This is a genomic window from Buttiauxella agrestis (genome assembly GCF_900446255.1).
In the GTDB taxonomy this organism is placed as follows: domain Bacteria; phylum Pseudomonadota; class Gammaproteobacteria; order Enterobacterales; family Enterobacteriaceae; genus Buttiauxella; species Buttiauxella agrestis.
In genome coordinates this window covers 1,803,220-1,819,012 of sequence record NZ_UIGI01000001.1, presented here as the reverse complement: position 1 = coordinate 1,819,012, position 15,793 = coordinate 1,803,220, and the positions used below count along the sequence as shown (strand labels likewise).

At 52.7% G+C, this 15,793-nt stretch carries 19 protein-coding genes; 17 read left to right on the top strand and 2 right to left on the bottom strand.

The window, feature by feature from the left end:
• The first annotated feature begins 84 nt into the window (after positions 1-84).
• The 4 genes from fliD (at position 85) to amyA (ending at position 3,860) form a co-directional block, all read left to right on the top strand.
• On the top strand, positions 85-1,485 hold the full coding sequence (fliD, locus tag DY231_RS08660) for a flagellar filament capping protein FliD (RefSeq protein WP_115628006.1): 1,401 nt from the start codon (positions 85-87) through the stop codon (positions 1,483-1,485).
• 15 nt (positions 1,486-1,500) lie between these two features.
• Complete coding sequence (fliS, locus tag DY231_RS08655) at positions 1,501-1,908, top strand: flagellar export chaperone FliS (RefSeq protein WP_115628005.1); 408 nt, start codon at positions 1,501-1,503, stop codon at positions 1,906-1,908.
• Positions 1,908-2,270 carry a flagella biosynthesis regulatory protein FliT gene (gene fliT / locus DY231_RS08650; protein WP_115628004.1) on the top strand — a complete coding sequence of 121 codons (363 nt, stop codon included), beginning with the start codon at positions 1,908-1,910 and terminating at the stop codon, positions 2,268-2,270. Before fliS ends, fliT begins: the two co-directional genes overlap by 1 nt.
• 102 nt (positions 2,271-2,372) lie before the next feature.
• Positions 2,373-3,860, top strand: coding sequence for an alpha-amylase (gene amyA / locus DY231_RS08645; protein ID WP_115628003.1), 1,488 nt, complete (start codon positions 2,373-2,375; stop codon positions 3,858-3,860).
• A 47-nt stretch (positions 3,861-3,907) separates the two neighbouring features.
• Here the strand turns inward: amyA and yedD are convergent, their stop codons facing one another.
• Together yedD and fliE are read right to left on the bottom strand one after the other, a co-directional pair.
• Positions 3,908-4,321: a lipoprotein YedD gene (gene yedD / locus DY231_RS08640; RefSeq protein ID WP_115631808.1), complete on the bottom strand. Its 414-nt coding sequence runs from the start codon at positions 4,319-4,321 to the stop codon at positions 3,908-3,910.
• Between the two features lie 251 nt (positions 4,322-4,572).
• Positions 4,573-4,884, bottom strand: a complete 312-nt coding sequence (gene fliE, locus DY231_RS08635; protein ID WP_034496249.1) for a flagellar hook-basal body complex protein FliE — start codon at positions 4,882-4,884, stop codon at positions 4,573-4,575.
• Positions 4,885-5,114: 230 nt separating this feature from the next.
• On the opposite strand from fliE, the gene fliF reads away from it, so the two are divergent.
• From fliF to fliR, 13 genes are all read left to right on the top strand, one after another.
• Positions 5,115-6,794, top strand: coding sequence for a flagellar basal-body MS-ring/collar protein FliF (fliF, locus tag DY231_RS08630; protein ID WP_115628002.1), 1,680 nt, complete (start codon positions 5,115-5,117; stop codon positions 6,792-6,794).
• A complete protein-coding gene (gene fliG / locus DY231_RS08625; RefSeq protein ID WP_115628001.1) occupies positions 6,791-7,783 on the top strand; it encodes a flagellar motor switch protein FliG in 993 nt (330 codons plus the stop codon). Before fliF ends, fliG begins: the two co-directional genes overlap by 4 nt.
• Positions 7,776-8,477, top strand: coding sequence for a flagellar assembly protein FliH (fliH, locus tag DY231_RS08620; RefSeq protein WP_115628000.1), 702 nt, complete (start codon positions 7,776-7,778; stop codon positions 8,475-8,477). The genes fliG and fliH overlap by 8 nt, the downstream gene beginning before the upstream one ends.
• Positions 8,477-9,835: a flagellar protein export ATPase FliI gene (fliI, locus tag DY231_RS08615; RefSeq protein WP_034496345.1), complete on the top strand. Its 1,359-nt coding sequence runs from the start codon at positions 8,477-8,479 to the stop codon at positions 9,833-9,835. Before fliH ends, fliI begins: the two co-directional genes overlap by 1 nt.
• 60 nt (positions 9,836-9,895) lie before the next feature.
• Positions 9,896-10,339 carry a flagellar export protein FliJ gene (gene fliJ / locus DY231_RS08610; protein WP_115627999.1) on the top strand — a complete coding sequence of 148 codons (444 nt, stop codon included), beginning with the start codon at positions 9,896-9,898 and terminating at the stop codon, positions 10,337-10,339.
• A 14-nt stretch (positions 10,340-10,353) separates the two neighbouring features.
• The gene (locus tag DY231_RS08605; RefSeq protein ID WP_115631807.1) at positions 10,354-11,553 is read left to right on the top strand and encodes a flagellar hook-length control protein FliK; all 1,200 of its coding nucleotides are present in this window, start codon (positions 10,354-10,356) and stop codon (positions 11,551-11,553) included.
• 125 nt (positions 11,554-11,678) lie between these two features.
• Positions 11,679-12,146: a flagellar basal body-associated protein FliL gene (gene fliL / locus DY231_RS08600; RefSeq protein ID WP_034496350.1), complete on the top strand. Its 468-nt coding sequence runs from the start codon at positions 11,679-11,681 to the stop codon at positions 12,144-12,146.
• Positions 12,147-12,150: 4 nt separating this feature from the next.
• Positions 12,151-13,155 carry a flagellar motor switch protein FliM gene (gene fliM / locus DY231_RS08595; protein WP_034496352.1) on the top strand — a complete coding sequence of 335 codons (1,005 nt, stop codon included), beginning with the start codon at positions 12,151-12,153 and terminating at the stop codon, positions 13,153-13,155.
• Entirely contained in the window at positions 13,152-13,565 is a 414-nt protein-coding gene (fliN, locus tag DY231_RS08590; RefSeq protein ID WP_034496354.1) for a flagellar motor switch protein FliN, read from the top strand. The genes fliM and fliN overlap by 4 nt, the downstream gene beginning before the upstream one ends.
• Positions 13,566-13,569: 4 nt before the next feature.
• A complete protein-coding gene (fliO, locus tag DY231_RS08585; protein WP_115627998.1) occupies positions 13,570-13,977 on the top strand; it encodes a flagellar biosynthetic protein FliO in 408 nt (135 codons plus the stop codon).
• A complete protein-coding gene (gene fliP / locus DY231_RS08580) occupies positions 13,977-14,714 on the top strand; it encodes a flagellar type III secretion system pore protein FliP (RefSeq protein ID WP_115627997.1) in 738 nt (245 codons plus the stop codon). Before fliO ends, fliP begins: the two co-directional genes overlap by 1 nt.
• Before the next feature lie 11 nt (positions 14,715-14,725).
• Positions 14,726-14,995 carry a flagellar biosynthesis protein FliQ gene (fliQ, locus tag DY231_RS08575; RefSeq protein ID WP_034458225.1) on the top strand — a complete coding sequence of 90 codons (270 nt, stop codon included), beginning with the start codon at positions 14,726-14,728 and terminating at the stop codon, positions 14,993-14,995.
• A complete protein-coding gene (gene fliR / locus DY231_RS08570) occupies positions 14,992-15,777 on the top strand; it encodes a flagellar biosynthetic protein FliR (protein WP_115627996.1) in 786 nt (261 codons plus the stop codon). The genes fliQ and fliR overlap by 4 nt, the downstream gene beginning before the upstream one ends.
• Positions 15,778-15,793 lie beyond the last annotated feature (16 nt).

Genomic DNA, 15,793 nt, shown 5'->3' with positions numbered 1-15,793 from the left:
AAGTTCATACAAATATCATTAAACTTTGCCGCTAAAGTGCCGATACCAACGTGAATAATTGTTAGTAACAAAAAGGGAATAATAATGGCTAGCGTTTCTTCATTAGGGATTGGCTCTAACCTGCCACTGGATACATTGTTAACCAATTTAACCACGGCAGAAAAAGGACGATTAACTCCAATTAGTGCGCAGCAATCTAGCTATAGCGCAAAACTGACTGCTTACGGCACACTTAAGAGCGCAATCGAAAAATTCCAGACAGCCAACACAGCTCTTAATGATGCAAAACTGTTTAAAAGCAGTAACGCCACAAGCAGTACCCCAGATTTAGCCGTTTCCACCGCTGCGGGCGCCGCAGCAGGGAAATACACGATTAGCGTGACACAGCTCGCTCAGGCTCAGTCATTAGCAACAGCAGGCTCGACCAGTGCCACAGACAAACAAAGCACGGTGTCTGCAACCGATCGCACGCTGGTCATCAACCAGCCGGGTCGTGAAAAGCCGCTGGAAATCAAACTCAGCGACGATCAAACCTCTCTTAATGGAATTCGCGATGCTATCAACACCGCCGACAGTGGCGTGTCTGCAAGCGTCATCAAAAATAAAGCTGGCGAATACCAGTTGGTTATTTCATCTGCAGAAACCGGTGTTGATAATGCGCTGACCGTCAGCGTCACGGGCGATACCCAACTTAACGATTTGATTGGTTATGATTCTGCAACGGCTACAGGGGGGCTGAAAGAGACGATCCCGGCCAAAAATGCCCTGCTGACTATCAATAATATCGAAGTAGAAAGTGCCAGTAATACCGTTAAAGATACCCCTGAGGGTGTGACTTTATCGTTGAGTAAAGAAGTCACTAACGCGACTGTGACCGTCACGAAAAGTAACGACAAAGCGACCTCGGCAATAAAATCATGGGTCGATGCTTATAACTCAATGCTGGATACCTTCGACACGCTGACTAAGTACACTGCTGTTGATGCAGGTGCCGACCAAAGTTCCGGTAACGGCGTGCTGCTGGGTGACAGTAACATTCGTACGATTCAGGCAGGTATTCGTTCACAGTTCTCCACCACTTCTACCGGTTCGACTTTCAGCACGTTATCGCAAATTGGCATCACTCAGGACTCTAAAACGGGCAAGTTAACCATCGATAACGACAAATTGGGCAAAGCACTAACCAGCAATTCTGTGGCAACTCAGCAGTTATTGGTCGGCGATGGAAAAACAACAGGTATCACTACCACCACCGCAACGTTAGTGAAAGGCTATCTTGCCGATGGCGGCATGATTAACAGTGCCACCACCAGCATTAACAGCACGCTGAAAAGCCTGACAAAACAGTACCTGGCGGTCAGCTCCAGCATTGATGACACCATCGCCCGCTACAAAGCTCAGTTTACCCAACTCGATACCTTAATGAGCAAGCTGAACAACACCAGCAATTATCTGACCCAACAATTCTCATCCAGCAGTACCTGATAACAAGAGGTAATTATGTACAGCGCGCGAGGTACACAAGCATATGCTCAGATTGGTGTGGAAAGCGCCGTGATGAGCGCGAGTCCTCATCAACTGATTGTTTTGCTTTTTGATGGAGCATTAAGCGCCCTGGTCAGAACTCGCTTGTTTATGCAGCAAGGAGAGCTGGCCGCGAAAGGGGAAGCACTGAGTAAAGCCATCAACATTATCGATAATGGCCTGAAAGCGGGTCTGGATAACGAACAAGGTGGCGAAATCGCGGAGAATTTATCGTCTCTGTATGACTATATGATTCGCCGTCTGATGCTGGCTAACCTACGCAATGATGTTGAATTAATAGAGGAAGTCGAAGGGCTATTAACCAACATTGCCGATGCCTGGAAACAGATTTCACCTCTGAATGCTGCGCGGGAGCCTGCCTAATGTCTCCGTATGTAGAACTGATCAGCCGCTGGCAGAACGTGGTTCTGCTCAGCCAGTCATTGCTTGAGCTGGCTGAGCGCGGCGAGTGGGATTTATTGCTGGAACAGGAGATGGCTTACCTGCAAGGTATCGAAATGCTCAACGCCAACCCTATCCCTCCGGGGACGGCGAAAAGCGTGCAGGATATGTTGCAGCAGAACCTCGAGCAAATTCTGGCAAATGAGCAGGCGCTAAAAAGCCTTTTACAGCAGCGTCTGGACGAACTGAGTTCGCTTATCGGCCAGTCATCGCGCCAGCAAACGCTGAATCACACTTACGGACATTTATCTGGCCAGTTGCTGGTGCCGGACGCACCGCAATAATTTTGCTTCACACAGCGCAAGCCTCAGTAACTAATTCTCTGTTCCGCTTAAAATCTTCCATACTCCAGAAGTCAGCTAAATGACTCCTGGAGCGTGGACTCGATGAAAAACCCAACCCTTTTGCAATTTTTCCATTGGTATTACCCCGGTGGCGGCAAGCTGTGGGCGGAAGTTGCCGAACGTGCAGCAACGCTCAACGACATCGGCGTCAATATGGTCTGGCTCCCACCAGCCTATAAAGGTAGCTCTGGCGGCTACTCGGTCGGCTACGATGTTTACGATTTATTCGACCTGGGTGAGTTTGACCAAAAAGGATCGGTTGCCACCAAATACGGCGACAAAGCGCAATTGCAGGCCGCGATAAAAGCCTTAAAAGAAAATGGCATCGCCGTGGTACTTGATGTGGTGCTGAACCACAAAATGGGGGCCGACGAAAAAGAGCAGGTTCGCGTTAACCGCGTCAATGAAGAAAACCGTAATGAAATTGACGACGAAGTTATCGAATGCGAAGCCTGGACGCGCTACACCTTCCCCGTCCGCGCCGGGAAGTATTCGCAATTTATCTGGGATTACAAATGCTTTAGCGGTGTTGACCATATCGAAAATCCTCACGAAGACGGCATTTTCAAAATCATTAATGACTACACCGGCGACGGCTGGAATGACCAGGTGGATGACGAACTGGGTAATTTCGACTATTTAATGGGCGAGAATATCGACTTTCGAAACCACGCCGTGACGGAAGAGCTAAAATACTGGGCGCGCTGGGTGATGGAAGAAACGGGCTGTAACGGTTTCCGCCTGGATGCGGTCAAACACATTCCGGCCTGGTTCTATAAAGAGTGGATTGAGCACGTTCAGGAAGTGGCTGAACAACCGCTGTTTATCGTGGCTGAATACTGGTCCCACGAAGTGGATAAACTTCAGGAGTACATCGCCCAGGTTGACGGCCAAACGATGCTATTTGATGCCCCGCTACAAATGAAATTCCACCAGGCATCTAAGCAAGGTCGTGAATACGACATGAGCCAAATATTCACCGGCACGCTGGTCGAAGCCGACCCGTTCCATGCGGTGACGCTGGTCGCCAACCACGACACGCAACCGTTGCAATCCCTCGAAGCCCCGGTTGAACCGTGGTTCAAACCGCTGGCTTATGCACTGATTTTATTACGTGAAAACGGTGTACCCAGCGTGTTTTACCCGGATTTATTTGGCGCCAGTTACGACGATGAAGGTGGCGATGGCGAAACGTATCACATCGACATGCCAGTTATCGAACAGCTCGACGACCTGATTCATGCCCGTGAACTTTTCGCTCACGGCGTGCAAACGCTCTATTTTAACCACCCCAATTGCATCGCTTTTAGCCGCAGCGGCACGGAAGAGTATCCGGGTTGCGTGGTAGTGTTATCGAATGGCGACGATGGCGAAAAAGTCATCACCCTTGGTGATAACTACGGCGGCAAAAACTGGCGGGATTATTTAGGCAACCGCGAAGAAACCGTCACTACCGATGAAAACGGCAGCGCAACGTTTGCCTGTAACGGTGGCAGCGTGAGTGTTTGGGTGATAGAAGAGGCGTTGTAGCGTTGCCGATTAACCCCTCTCCGGTTCAAGGAGAGGGAATTTATCGCTTACGGTAATTTGCTCTGCAGCGGGGTTTTCTGCAAATAATCGGCGCATTCTTGCGTTGGGCGATCAACACGTTTCAGCGTCATGCCCGCGTATTCCAACGTGTCGCCTTCACGCTCGACGCTATAAACTTCGCGTTTATTCGTCACGTTATAAAAATCGTCTGAGCGTTGAGTCAGTTTGCCAGGCAGAGCGATAACTCGCTGCCACTGGCGGCAATCCAGCGTGTCGCCATCTTTGGTGACAACCAGAGTCGCTATCGCCTCTGGGCTGACCATCTCACTTTGCGGCCCTTCGGACTGCCAGTAACCCGCAAGCCCGGCAGGCGCTGGGGTTTTCACCACTTCGCGGTAATCATCAACTTGCACACAGCCGCTTAACGCCAGCAACACTGTCAATAATGCAATCTTCTTCATCATCTATCCCGACTGCGGAGAAAAAATAATTTTCGCATTAAAGCACTTAGCCCGCCAGTGTTTCAGTGGCTTGCTGTTATTTGAGGCGGTTTCAAATTTTAGTTATTGCAGAAAATGAGCACCACAATTCCCAAAATAATTGGAGCTGCATCAAGGCGGCAAGAGAGTAAATCCCAATGAGCTTACTAAAGTAAGTGATTTGGGTGCGCGAACGTAGCTAACGCAGAGGCCGCTTCAAGTATGAAGGGAATTTAAACCTGCATGTTCATCACTTCTTGATACGCCGATACCAGCTTATTACGCACCTGAATGCCCATCTGCAATGAAACTGAAGATTTTTGCAGATCGACCATCACATCATTGAGCGCAACGCCGGGTTTGCCGATGGCAAAGTTTTCAGCCTGGGTACGGGCAGCGGATTGTGTCTCGCTGATGCGGCCAAGCGCTGCCTGTAATTCACCGGCAAAGCTAACTTTTGGCTCGACATTTTGAACCGGATTCCCCGCCGACAGTGCAGTGGCCTGCAACTGCTGAAGTACGCCTTCGATACCCTGAATTGCCATTTGCCCTGCCCCAGTAATTTTTAACGCGGCAAGATTAACACCTTGTCAATAGGATAAAGGCGGTAAATAGCGTCAATAAATAGAGCTAATTCAGCCATCGAAATTTTTGTAAAAGAAAATAATGACGTTGCCATCTATGTGGAACTTTTGTTGTGGTTGTCGAACCGGGAGCTCGTTTTGTTCACTCTTTATATTAAAAATGATGTCTACGTTCAGCTGAGAGGTGCTCAATGACCGCAGCTGGCCAGGCACAAACGCCACAAAACAAAACCCAGGAGTGGCTGACCCGCATTCGCGCAAATCCTAAAATCCCACTGATGGTTGCGGGCGCCGCGACTATCGCCATTATTATGGCCCTCGTACTCTGGGCAAAAGCGCCTGATTATAAAGTGCTTTACAGCAATCTGGCGGATCAGGACGGTGGTGCCATCGTCACGCAATTGACTCAAATGAACGTGCCTTATCGCTTCTCGGATAACGGCAGTGCGATTGAAGTCCCCGCCGATAAAGTCTATGACTTGCGTCTGCGCCTCGCCCAGCAAGGGTTGCCAAAAGGCGGAGCGGTCGGCTTTGAATTGCTGGACCAGGAAAAATTCGGCATCAGCCAGTTTAGCGAGCAAGTGAACTATCAGCGTGCGCTGGAAGGTGAACTGGCGCGCACCATCGAAACCCTCGGCCCGGTCAAAACGGCGCGTGTGCATCTTGCGATGCCAAAACCTTCTTTATTCGTCCGCGAACAAAAATCCCCTTCTGCTTCCGTCACGCTGAGTCTCGAACCTGGTCGCGCATTGGATGAAGGGCAAATCAGCGCGGTCGTGCATATGGTTTCCAGCGCGGTTGCCGGTTTGCCGCCGGGCAATGTCACACTTGTGGATCAAGGCGGTCATCTGCTCACGCAGTCCAATACTGCCGGGCGTGACCTGAACGACGCACAGCTGAAATATGCGATGGATGTCGAAAACCGCTTCCAGCGCCGCATTGAAACCATTCTTGCGCCCATTGTTGGTAGCGGGAATGTTCACGCGCAGGTCACCGCACAGATTGATTTCTCCAATAAAGAACAGACTGAGGAGCAGTATCGCCCGAACAGCGATCCGTCTCAGTCGGCGGTGCGTTCACGCCAGTTAAACCAAAGCGAGCAAGTGAATGGCCGTAACCCAGGCGGCGTGCCGGGTGCGCTGTCCAACCAACCCGCTCCGCCAAATAACGCGCCAATTTCTACGCCACCGCAAAATAATGCGGCGAATGCGCAGCCGCAGAACCAATCGACTTCGACTTCAGGTCAGACCGGTTCGAGCAACACCCAGCGTGACGAAACCACCAACTACGAAGTGGACCGCACCATTCGCCACACCAAGCTGAACACTGGCGATGTGCAGCGCCTTTCTGTGGCAGTGGTGGTGAACTACCGCCAGTTGTCGGATGGCAAACCTTTGCCGTTGACCGCCGATCAGATGAAGCAAATTGAGAACCTGACGCGCGAAGCGATGGGCTACTCCGATAAGCGCGGCGACACGCTCAACGTGGTGAATTCACCGTTTAGCGCAACCGAAGAAACCAGCAACGAACTGCCGTTCTGGAAGCAACAAGCCTTCTTCGAAATGTTGATGTCGGCGGGCCGTTGGTTGGTGGTGCTGATTGTTGCCTGGCTGCTGTGGCGCAAAGTGGTTCGTCCGCTCGTCCAGCGTAAAGATGCGGTGCAGCAGGCGCAAGTGGAAGCCAAACGCCAGCAAGTTGAAGGAGAAGATGCTGTTTCAGTCCGCCTGACGAAAGATGAGCAACAGCAGCAACGCAAAATGAATCAAAAGCTTAGCGCTGAAGTGATGAGCCAACGCATTCGCGAGATGTCTGATAACGATCCGCGCGTGGTTGCGCTGGTGATACGCCAATGGATGAGTAACGAACTATGAGTATTAGCGGAACAGAGAAAAGCGCAATTCTGTTGATGACCATTGGTGAAGACCGTGCGGCGGAGGTGTTTAAGCACCTTAGCCCGCGTGAAGTCCAGCATCTCAGTGCGGCAATGGCCAGCATTCGCCAGATTTCCAATAAACAGTTAACCGAAGTCCTGGCCGAATTCGAGCAAGAAGCCGAACAGTATGCGGCGCTGTCGATTAACGCCAACGACTACCTGCGTTCGGTGTTGATCAAAGCGCTGGGCGAAGAGCGAGCATCGAGCTTGCTGGAAGACATTCTGGAAACTCGCGAAACCACCTCGGGCATGGAAACGCTCAACTTTATGGAGCCGCAAAGTGCTGCGGATCTTATTCGCGACGAGCACCCGCAGATTATCGCCACTATTTTGGTACACCTCAAACGTGGCCAGGCGGCCGATATTCTGGCGCTGTTCGACGAGCGTTTGCGCCACGACGTAATGCTACGTATCGCCACCTTCGGCGGTGTTCAACCGGCAGCGTTGGCCGAATTGACCGAAGTGCTCAACAACCTGCTCGACGGCCAGAACCTCAAGCGCAGCAAAATGGGCGGCGTAAGAACCGCAGCCGAGATTATCAACCTGATGAAAACTCAGCAGGAAGAAGCGGTTATCTCTGCCGTACGCGATTTCGACGGCGAACTGGCACAAAAAATTATCGACGAAATGTTCCTGTTCGAAAACCTGGTGGAAGTCGACGACCGCAGCATCCAGCGCCTGCTTCAGGAAGTGGAGTCCGAGTCGCTGCTTATCGCCCTCAAAGGTGCCGAACAGCCGCTGCGCGAGAAGTTCCTGCGCAACATGTCGCAACGTGCGGCAGATATTCTGCGCGACGATCTTTCCAACCGTGGCCCGGTTCGCTTGTCTCAGGTGGAAAACGAACAGAAAGCTATTCTGCTGATTGTTCGTCGTCTGGCAGAAACCGGCGAGATGGTGATTGGCACCAGCGAGGATACTTATGTCTAACGGGCTGCCATGGAAAATCTGGACGCCAGACGACCTGGCTCCGCCTTCGCAAAGCTTCGAGCCGCTGTTTCCGTCTGACGCTGAACCAGAAGAAGGCGAACATCCGCAGGAAAGTGCACCCGACTTGCAGCAGCAGCTTGCGCAAATGCAAATGCAGGCTCATGAACAAGGTTATCAGGCGGGCTACGCCGAAGGTCAAAAAGCAGGCGTGGAAGAAGGCCGCAAAATCGGCTTGCAGCAAGGCCTTGATCAAGGGCTTGCTGAGGCCAAACAGCAGCAAGCCCCAGTGCATGCGCGAATGCAGCAACTGGTTAGCGAATTCCAGTACACGCTCGATGCCCTCGATAGCGTGATCGCTTCGCGTTTGATGCAAATGGCGCTGGAAGCGGCACGCCAGGTGATTGGCGAAACCAAAGGCATTGATAACAACGCGTTGATTAAACAGATTCAGACCTTGCTGCAACAAGAACCCCTGTTCAGCGGCAAACCGCAACTGCGGGTACACCCGGATGATTTAGGCCGCGTGGAAGAGATGTTGGGTGCCACACTGAGCCTGCATGGCTGGCGCTTACGCGGCGATCCGAGTCTGCATCAGGGCGGTTGTAAAGTCTCTGCCGACGAAGGCGATCTCGACGCCAGTGTTGCCACGCGCTGGCAGGAACTCTGCCGCCTCGCAGCCCCTGGAGTGTTGTGATGACTGCCCGTTTAACACGCTGGCTCACCTCTCTCGACACTTTCGAAGCGAAGATGTCGCAGTTACCGACGGTGCGCCGTTATGGTCGATTGACCCGTGCGACCGGCCTGGTGCTGGAAGCCACAGGCCTGCAATTGCCGCTGGGCGCGACCTGTATTATCGAGCAGCACTCCCGCGATATTGAATGTGAAGTGGTCGGTTTTAACGGCCAAAGACTGTTCCTGATGCCGCTTGAAGAAGTTGAAGGCATTTTACCTGGCGCACGCGTTTATGCCCGTGCCACCAGCGAGGGCGGTTTACACAGCGGCAAACAGTTACCACTCGGCCCTGCGCTACTCGGACGCGTGCTTGACGGCAGCGGTCGTCCGCTCGACAGCCTTCCCGCGCCCGAAACCATCACTATGGGTGCGCTGGGTGCGGCACCGTTTAACCCGCTGCAACGAACCCCCATCGAACATGTTCTGGACGTCGGCGTGCGCCCGATTAACGCGCTGCTGACGGTCGGTCGTGGGCAGCGTATGGGCCTGTTCGCTGGTTCCGGCGTCGGGAAAAGCGTGTTGTTGGGCATGATGGCGCGCTATACCCAGGCCGATGTCATTGTGGTGGGTTTGATTGGCGAGCGTGGCCGCGAAGTTAAAGATTTTATCGAAAACATTCTTGGCCCTGAAGGCCGTGCTCGCTCGGTAGTCATTGCCGCACCTGCGGATGTTTCACCGTTATTACGTATGCAGGGTGCCGCTTACGCCACCCGTATTGCGGAAGATTTCCGCGATCGCGGTCAGCACGTATTGCTGATTATGGACTCCCTCACCCGCTACGCGATGGCGCAGCGCGAAATCGCTCTCGCTATTGGTGAACCTCCTGCAACCAAAGGTTATCCGCCTTCCGTGTTTGCCAAACTTCCGGCGCTGGTCGAACGCGCGGGTAACGGCATTTCTGGCGGCGGTTCGATTACCGCGTTTTATACCGTTCTGACGGAAGGCGACGATCAGCAAGATCCGATTGCCGACTCGGCGCGTGCGATTCTCGATGGTCATATCGTTTTATCACGCCGTCTGGCGGAAGCAGGCCATTACCCGGCAATCGACATTGAAGCGTCAATCAGTCGCGCCATGACGTCATTGATTACCGATCAGCATTACGCGCGAGTCCGCCATTTCAAACAGTTGTTATCCAGTTTCCAGCGTAACCGCGATTTAGTCAGCGTCGGGGCGTATGCGAAAGGCAGCGATCCGCAGCTTGATAAAGCGATTGTGTTATGGCCGCAACTGGAAGCATTTTTGCAGCAAGGGATTTTTGAGCGCAGCGGCTGGGAAGAGGCTTGTCAGTCATTAGAGATTATTTTCCCGACGGTTTGATCGAATTCGTAGGTCGGATAAGCGCTAGCGTCATCCGACAAAAGCTCGACAGGAGTCACTATGAACCAAAGCACAGCACTCGATACGCTTCATGATCTCGCCGAAAAAGAGGTCGAAGATGCGGCAGTACGCTTAGGGGAAATGCGCCGCGGCTGCCAGCAGGCAGAAGAACAGCTCAACATGCTGATTAACTATCAGTTTGAGTACAGTTCCAGTCTCAATGACAGCATGAGCCAGGGGATCGCCAGTAACCGTTGGCAGAATTATCAGCAGTTTATTCAAACCCTGGAAAAAGCTATCGACCAGCACCGCCAGCAGTTGATGCAGTGGAATAACAAGGTCAGTCAGGCGTTGAACTTGTGGCAAGAGAAACAGAAAAGATTGCAGGCCTGGCGCACGTTGCAGGAGCGAAAAACCGCTCAGGTGTTACTGGCTGAAAACAAACTGGACCAAAAACTGATGGATGAATATGCCCAGCGGGCAACACTGAGGAAACCAGAATAATGATGCAGCCCCTGATGATCACTTCTCCAGATGTCGCCACCTCTACAACGGCTTCCGGCGGCGTTACGGCAGGCGATAAAGGTTTCAGCGAAGATTTTCTGAGTCTGCTCGGCAAAGCCCTGCCTGGCGAACTTTCACTGGCAGACGGTAAAACCGTGTCGCTCGAAGCCGCGCTCAACAAAGCCACCGGCAAAGGCGCTGCTGCCGATGAAAAAGCCACGCTCGCCTCGCTGTTAGATAACCTCGACACGCCTGAAGCATTATCGGCCCTGCTCGCCAATGTTAAGAAAACAGGTGCGGAAGATAAAACGGCCCAGGTCGATGCGCAAAGTGAACAAACGCACACGTTGAGCACTGCCGATATGCAGGCGTTGAGCGCCCTGTTCGCCATGCTCCCACAGCAAACACCCACCGCGAGCACACTGAATGTTCAGCCTGATGCGGATAGCGATGCTTCCGTTAGCCTCAATACGTTACTCGGCGCAAGTGGCATAAAAAACACCTTAACCAGTGATGCCCGCACGCCAGCAACCGTTGCCGATAAAGCTGTGGCGCTGGAGAGCCAAGTGAGCGCGAAAAGCGCACCGTCGACCAACGAGCCGCTTGTCGATGCGAAATCATTCACCCTGAATAACGCGGAAAATAGTAGCCGCGACGCCGCCGCGAATAACACCAGCCCGGCCTCGTCGACACTCGCAACGCCCGCGTTTAGCACCGCAACCATAGCGACGCCTGCCAGCACACAAATCGCAGTGCCTGTCGCACCACAAATTAGCGCCCAACTCGGTAGCCAGGAGTGGCAGCAGGCGGTGAGCCAGCACATCACATTGTTTACCCGTCAGGGTCAGCAAACTGCCGAGTTACGTCTGCATCCTGAGGACTTAGGCCAGATTCAAATCAGCATGAAACTGGATGATAACCAGGCGCAGTTGCAGATGGTTTCAGCGCACAGCCATGTGCGCGCGGCGCTGGAAGCCACATTGCCTAACCTGCGTATTGCGCTGGCAGAAAGCGGGATTGAACTTGGGCAGAGCAATATCAGCAGCGAGAGTTTTGCCGGGCAGCAGCAACAGCAATCGGGCCAGCAACAGCAGCAAACTCAACGCTCTGGCGGCAGTTTCCCTTCAATGGGCGGTGACGCCGAATCCCTCGCCGTTCCAGCCAGCGTACAGCGTTTAGCCTCGGGTAATAACGCGGTGGATATTTTCGCCTGAGAAACGCTCCCTAAGCTAAACGAGAAAGATAGCGACAAATATCACGTGTTTTCGGGGCTTTGAACGCCCGGCGACACGGGATAATCAACCCATATGCAGTACCGAATACAGGAAAGATGCGTTTTATGACTGACAACGCTTTGCCAAAAGGCCGCAAGCGCTCCATCTGGATGCCGTTACTGGTCCTGATTACCCTTGCCGCGTGTGCAACCGCCGGTTACAGCTACTGGCGTATGCAGCAACAGCCCGCGTCTGCTCAGGTGAAAGCGCCTGAACCCCCACCCGCGCCGGTGTTTTATGCGTTGGATACCTTCACTGTTAACCTCGGTGATGCTGACCGCGTGTTGTACATCGGCGTCACGTTGCGTCTGAAAGATGACGCGACACGCCAGCGTCTGAGCGAATTCCTCCCTGAAGTCCGCAGCCGCTTGCTGCTGCTGTTTTCCCGCCAGGATGGTGCTGCTCTGGCAACCGACGAAGGTAAACAGAAGCTGGTTGAAGCTATCAAAAATACGCTCGCTCCGCCGCTCGTCGCCGGGCAACCTCAGCAGGTAGTCAGCGACGTGCTGTATACCGCTTTCATTTTGCGATAATCCTATGGGCGATAGCATTCTTTCTCAGGCAGAAATTGACGCGCTATTAAATGGCGACAGTGATACTTCCGACGAACCCAAGACCAGTGTCGTTAACGAAACCGACATTCGTCCTTATGACCCTAATACCCAGCGCCGCGTGGTGCGTGAACGCCTTCAGGCACTGGAGATTATCAACGAGCGTTTTGCCCGTCAGTTCCGCATGGGGTTGTTTAACTTATTGCGCCGTAGCCCGGATATTACCGTCGGGGCGATTCGCATTCAGCCATACCACGAGTTTGCCCGTAACCTGCCGGTTCCTACCAACCTCAACCTGATGCATCTGAAACCGCTGCGCGGCACTGGCCTGTTCGTGTTTTCGCCAAGCCTGGTGTTTATCGCGGTGGACAACCTGTTTGGTGGCGACGGCCGATTCCCGACCAAAGTGGAAGGCCGGGAATTTACCCACACCGAGCAGCGCGTGATTAATCGCATGTTGAAGCTGGCACTGGAATCTTACAGCGATGCCTGGAAAGCCATTTATCCACTGGAAGTGGAATATGTGCGTTCCGAAATGCAGGTCAAATTTACCAACATCACCACCTCGCCGAACGACATTGTGGTGAACACGCCGTTCCATGTGGAAATCGGCAACCTGACCGGCGAGTTTAATATCTGCCTGCCGTTTAGCATGATTGAACCGCTGCGTGAGCTGTTGGTGAACCCGCCGCTGGAAAACTCCCGTCAGGAAGACCAAAGCTGGCGCGATACGCTGGTGCGCCAGGTTCAGCATTCTGAGCTTGAGCTGATAGCCAACTTTGCCGACATTCCGCTGCGTCTGTCGCAAATTTTAAAATTGAAACCTGGTGACGTGCTGCCGATTGATAAACCGGACCGGATTCTGGCGCATGTTGACGGTGTTCCGGTGCTGACCAGTCAGTACGGCACGCTTAACGGCCAGTACGCTTTGCGCGTCGAACATTTGATCAACCCGATACTGAATTCGCTGAACGAGGAACAGCCCAAATGAGTGATATTAATCAACCGTCCGACGACAATGCAGGCTCCGTGGACGATCTGTGGGCTGATGCGCTAAACGAACAAAAAGTCTCAACCAACAAGAGCACCGCAGACAGCGTCTTCCGTGCGCTTGAAGGCAATGACATTGCAGGCGCGATGCAGGACATCGACCTGATTATGGATATTCCCGTCAAGTTGACGGTTGAGCTGGGTCGCACGCGCATGACCATTAAAGAACTGCTGCGTTTATCGCAAGGTTCAGTGGTGGCGCTCGACGGTTTAGCGGGCGAGCCGCTGGATATCCTGATCAACGGTTATCTGATTGCTCAGGGTGAAGTCGTGGTGGTGGCGGATAAATACGGTGTGCGTATCACCGATATCATTACGCCATCAGAACGTATGCGTCGTCTGAGCCGTTAATTCGATGAAAACCCAGGCTACCGTACAGCCGCAGACCGCTGCCAGCAACAGCTCTCCGCTGGTGCAAGTCAGCGGCGCGTTAACGACAATTATCGTTTTTATTCTGCTCGCCGCCTGGGTAGCGAAACGTTTTGGTTTTGCGCCGAAAACCGGCTCCAGCAAAGAGATGAAAGTGAGTGCCAGTTGCAGTGTGGGAGCGCGTGAGCGTGTGGTGATTGTCGATGTGCAGGATGCTCGCCTGGTGCTTGGGGTGACTGCCGGGCAAATCACCCATCTGCACACGCTAGCCGCCGCAACGGTGAGCGAAACCGTTGCGCCTGCGCAATCTGCTGATTTCCGCGAATTAATGAAAAACAGTCTGATGAAAACTAGCCAGATGAAAAGCATGCTTAAACGTAAAGGGAAAGATTGATGAAACGCTGGCTCCCCTTCTCGTTACTTGGCTTGCTGTTCCTGATGCCTGGCGCGTTTGCTCAACTTCCGGGTCTTATTAGCCAACCGATGTCTAACGGCGGCCAGAGCTGGACGCTGCCGGTTCAGACATTAGTCTTTATTACTTCGCTGACGTTTTTACCGGCCATTTTGCTGATGATGACCAGCTTCACGCGCATCATTATTGTGTTTGGCCTGCTGCGCAGTGCGCTGGGTACGCCGTCCGCACCGCCAAACCAGGTGTTACTTGGCCTTGCGCTGTTTTTGACCTTTTTCATTATGGCTCCGGTATTCGACAAAATTTATACCGATGCCTATCAGCCGTTTAGCGAAAATAAAATCCAGATGGATGAAGCCATTGAAAAAGGCTCTCAACCGCTGCGCGAATTCATGCTGCGCCAAACCCGTGAAGCGGACCTGGCGTTGTTTGCCCGTCTCGCTAATACGCCGCCGCTGGAAGGGCCAGAAGTCGTGCCGATGCGCATTTTGCTTCCGGCATATGTCACCAGCGAGCTGAAAACGGCTTTCCAGATTGGCTTTACAGTATTCATCCCGTTTTTGATTATCGACCTGGTCATTGCCAGCGTGTTGATGGCGTTGGGGATGATGATGGTGCCACCGGCAACCATTGCCCTGCCCTTTAAATTAATGCTGTTTGTGTTGGTGGATGGCTGGCAGTTGCTGGTTGGGTCACTGGCGCAAAGTTTCTACAGTTAGAGGGGAAAAAGATGACTCCTGAGTCGGTCATGATGATGGGCACCGAAGCCATGAAAGTGGCTCTGGCGCTCGCTGCTCCGCTGTTAATGGTGGCGTTGGTAACGGGTCTGGTGATCAGTATGTTGCAGGCTGCCACGCAGATAAACGAAATGACGCTGTCGTTTATTCCAAAAATTCTGGCGGTGTTTGTCACTATTATCGTTGCAGGGCCGTGGATGCTTAATCTGCTGCTGGATTATATGCGCACACTGCTAACGAATATTCCGATGAACATTGGATGATTCATATTGATAGCAGCCAGTGGCTCACTCTATTGAGCATGGGCTTCTGGCCTTTTCTGCGTATTCTGGCTTTAATTTCTACCGCCCCAATTTTAAGCGAGCGGGCTATCTCTAAAAAAGTCAAAATTGGCCTCGCGCTGATGATTACCTGGCTTGTGGCCCCGACGCTTCCCGCAACAGACGTGACGATTTTCTCGGCAGCAGGCTTTTGGCTCGCCGCGCAGCAAATCCTGATTGGTATCGCGCTGGGCTTCACCATGCAGTTTGCTTTTGCTGCGGTACGCACCGCCGGCGAAATTATTGGTTTGCAAATGGGACTCTCTTTCGCCACCTTCTTCGACCCCGGAAGTCGCCTGAATATGCCGGTACTCGCCCGTTTTATGGATATGCTGGCGATGCTGCTGTTTCTGGTGTTTAACGGTCATTTATGGCTGATTTCAATGCTGGTCGATACTTTTCACACCCTGCCGATTGGCGGCAATCCGATAAACAGCAACGCGTTTATGGCGCTGACACGGGCAGGTGGTTTAATCTTCCTCAATGGATTAATGCTGGCATTACCGCTGATTACTTTACTGCTGACGCTCAACATTGCGCTCGGTTTGCTCAACCGTATGTCGCCCCAGCTTTCGGTATTTGTGATCGGTTTCCCGCTGACGCTCGCCATCGGTATGTTGGTGATGACGGCATTAATTCCTTTAATGGCTCCCTTCACTGAACACTTATTTAGTGAAGTCTTTAATTTACTCGCCGATATTGTGAGTGAAATTCCCGCAAATTAATCCCATACAGTTTGTG

What these genes read in the sequence shown, in the direction of transcription:
- fliD (WP_115628006.1), top strand. Translation starts at nt 85, where the DNA reads ATGGCTAGCGTTTCTTCATTAGGGATTGGCTCTAACCTGCCACTGGAT.
- fliS (WP_115628005.1), top strand. Translation starts at nt 1,501, where the DNA reads ATGTACAGCGCGCGAGGTACACAAGCATATGCTCAGATTGGTGTGGAA.
- fliT (WP_115628004.1), top strand. Translation starts at nt 1,908, where the DNA reads ATGTCTCCGTATGTAGAACTGATCAGCCGCTGGCAGAACGTGGTTCTG.
- amyA (WP_115628003.1), top strand. Translation starts at nt 2,373, where the DNA reads ATGAAAAACCCAACCCTTTTGCAATTTTTCCATTGGTATTACCCCGGT.
- yedD (WP_115631808.1), bottom strand. Translation starts at nt 4,321, where the DNA reads ATGAAGAAGATTGCATTATTGACAGTGTTGCTGGCGTTAAGCGGCTGT.
- fliE (WP_034496249.1), bottom strand. Translation starts at nt 4,884, where the DNA reads ATGGCAATTCAGGGTATCGAAGGCGTACTTCAGCAGTTGCAGGCCACT.
- fliF (WP_115628002.1), top strand. Translation starts at nt 5,115, where the DNA reads ATGACCGCAGCTGGCCAGGCACAAACGCCACAAAACAAAACCCAGGAG.
- fliG (WP_115628001.1), top strand. Translation starts at nt 6,791, where the DNA reads ATGAGTATTAGCGGAACAGAGAAAAGCGCAATTCTGTTGATGACCATT.
- fliH (WP_115628000.1), top strand. Translation starts at nt 7,776, where the DNA reads ATGTCTAACGGGCTGCCATGGAAAATCTGGACGCCAGACGACCTGGCT.
- fliI (WP_034496345.1), top strand. Translation starts at nt 8,477, where the DNA reads ATGACTGCCCGTTTAACACGCTGGCTCACCTCTCTCGACACTTTCGAA.
- fliJ (WP_115627999.1), top strand. Translation starts at nt 9,896, where the DNA reads ATGAACCAAAGCACAGCACTCGATACGCTTCATGATCTCGCCGAAAAA.
- DY231_RS08605 (WP_115631807.1), top strand. Translation starts at nt 10,354, where the DNA reads ATGATCACTTCTCCAGATGTCGCCACCTCTACAACGGCTTCCGGCGGC.
- fliL (WP_034496350.1), top strand. Translation starts at nt 11,679, where the DNA reads ATGACTGACAACGCTTTGCCAAAAGGCCGCAAGCGCTCCATCTGGATG.
- fliM (WP_034496352.1), top strand. Translation starts at nt 12,151, where the DNA reads ATGGGCGATAGCATTCTTTCTCAGGCAGAAATTGACGCGCTATTAAAT.
- fliN (WP_034496354.1), top strand. Translation starts at nt 13,152, where the DNA reads ATGAGTGATATTAATCAACCGTCCGACGACAATGCAGGCTCCGTGGAC.
- fliO (WP_115627998.1), top strand. Translation starts at nt 13,570, where the DNA reads ATGAAAACCCAGGCTACCGTACAGCCGCAGACCGCTGCCAGCAACAGC.
- fliP (WP_115627997.1), top strand. Translation starts at nt 13,977, where the DNA reads ATGAAACGCTGGCTCCCCTTCTCGTTACTTGGCTTGCTGTTCCTGATG.
- fliQ (WP_034458225.1), top strand. Translation starts at nt 14,726, where the DNA reads ATGACTCCTGAGTCGGTCATGATGATGGGCACCGAAGCCATGAAAGTG.
- fliR (WP_115627996.1), top strand. Translation starts at nt 14,992, where the DNA reads ATGATTCATATTGATAGCAGCCAGTGGCTCACTCTATTGAGCATGGGC.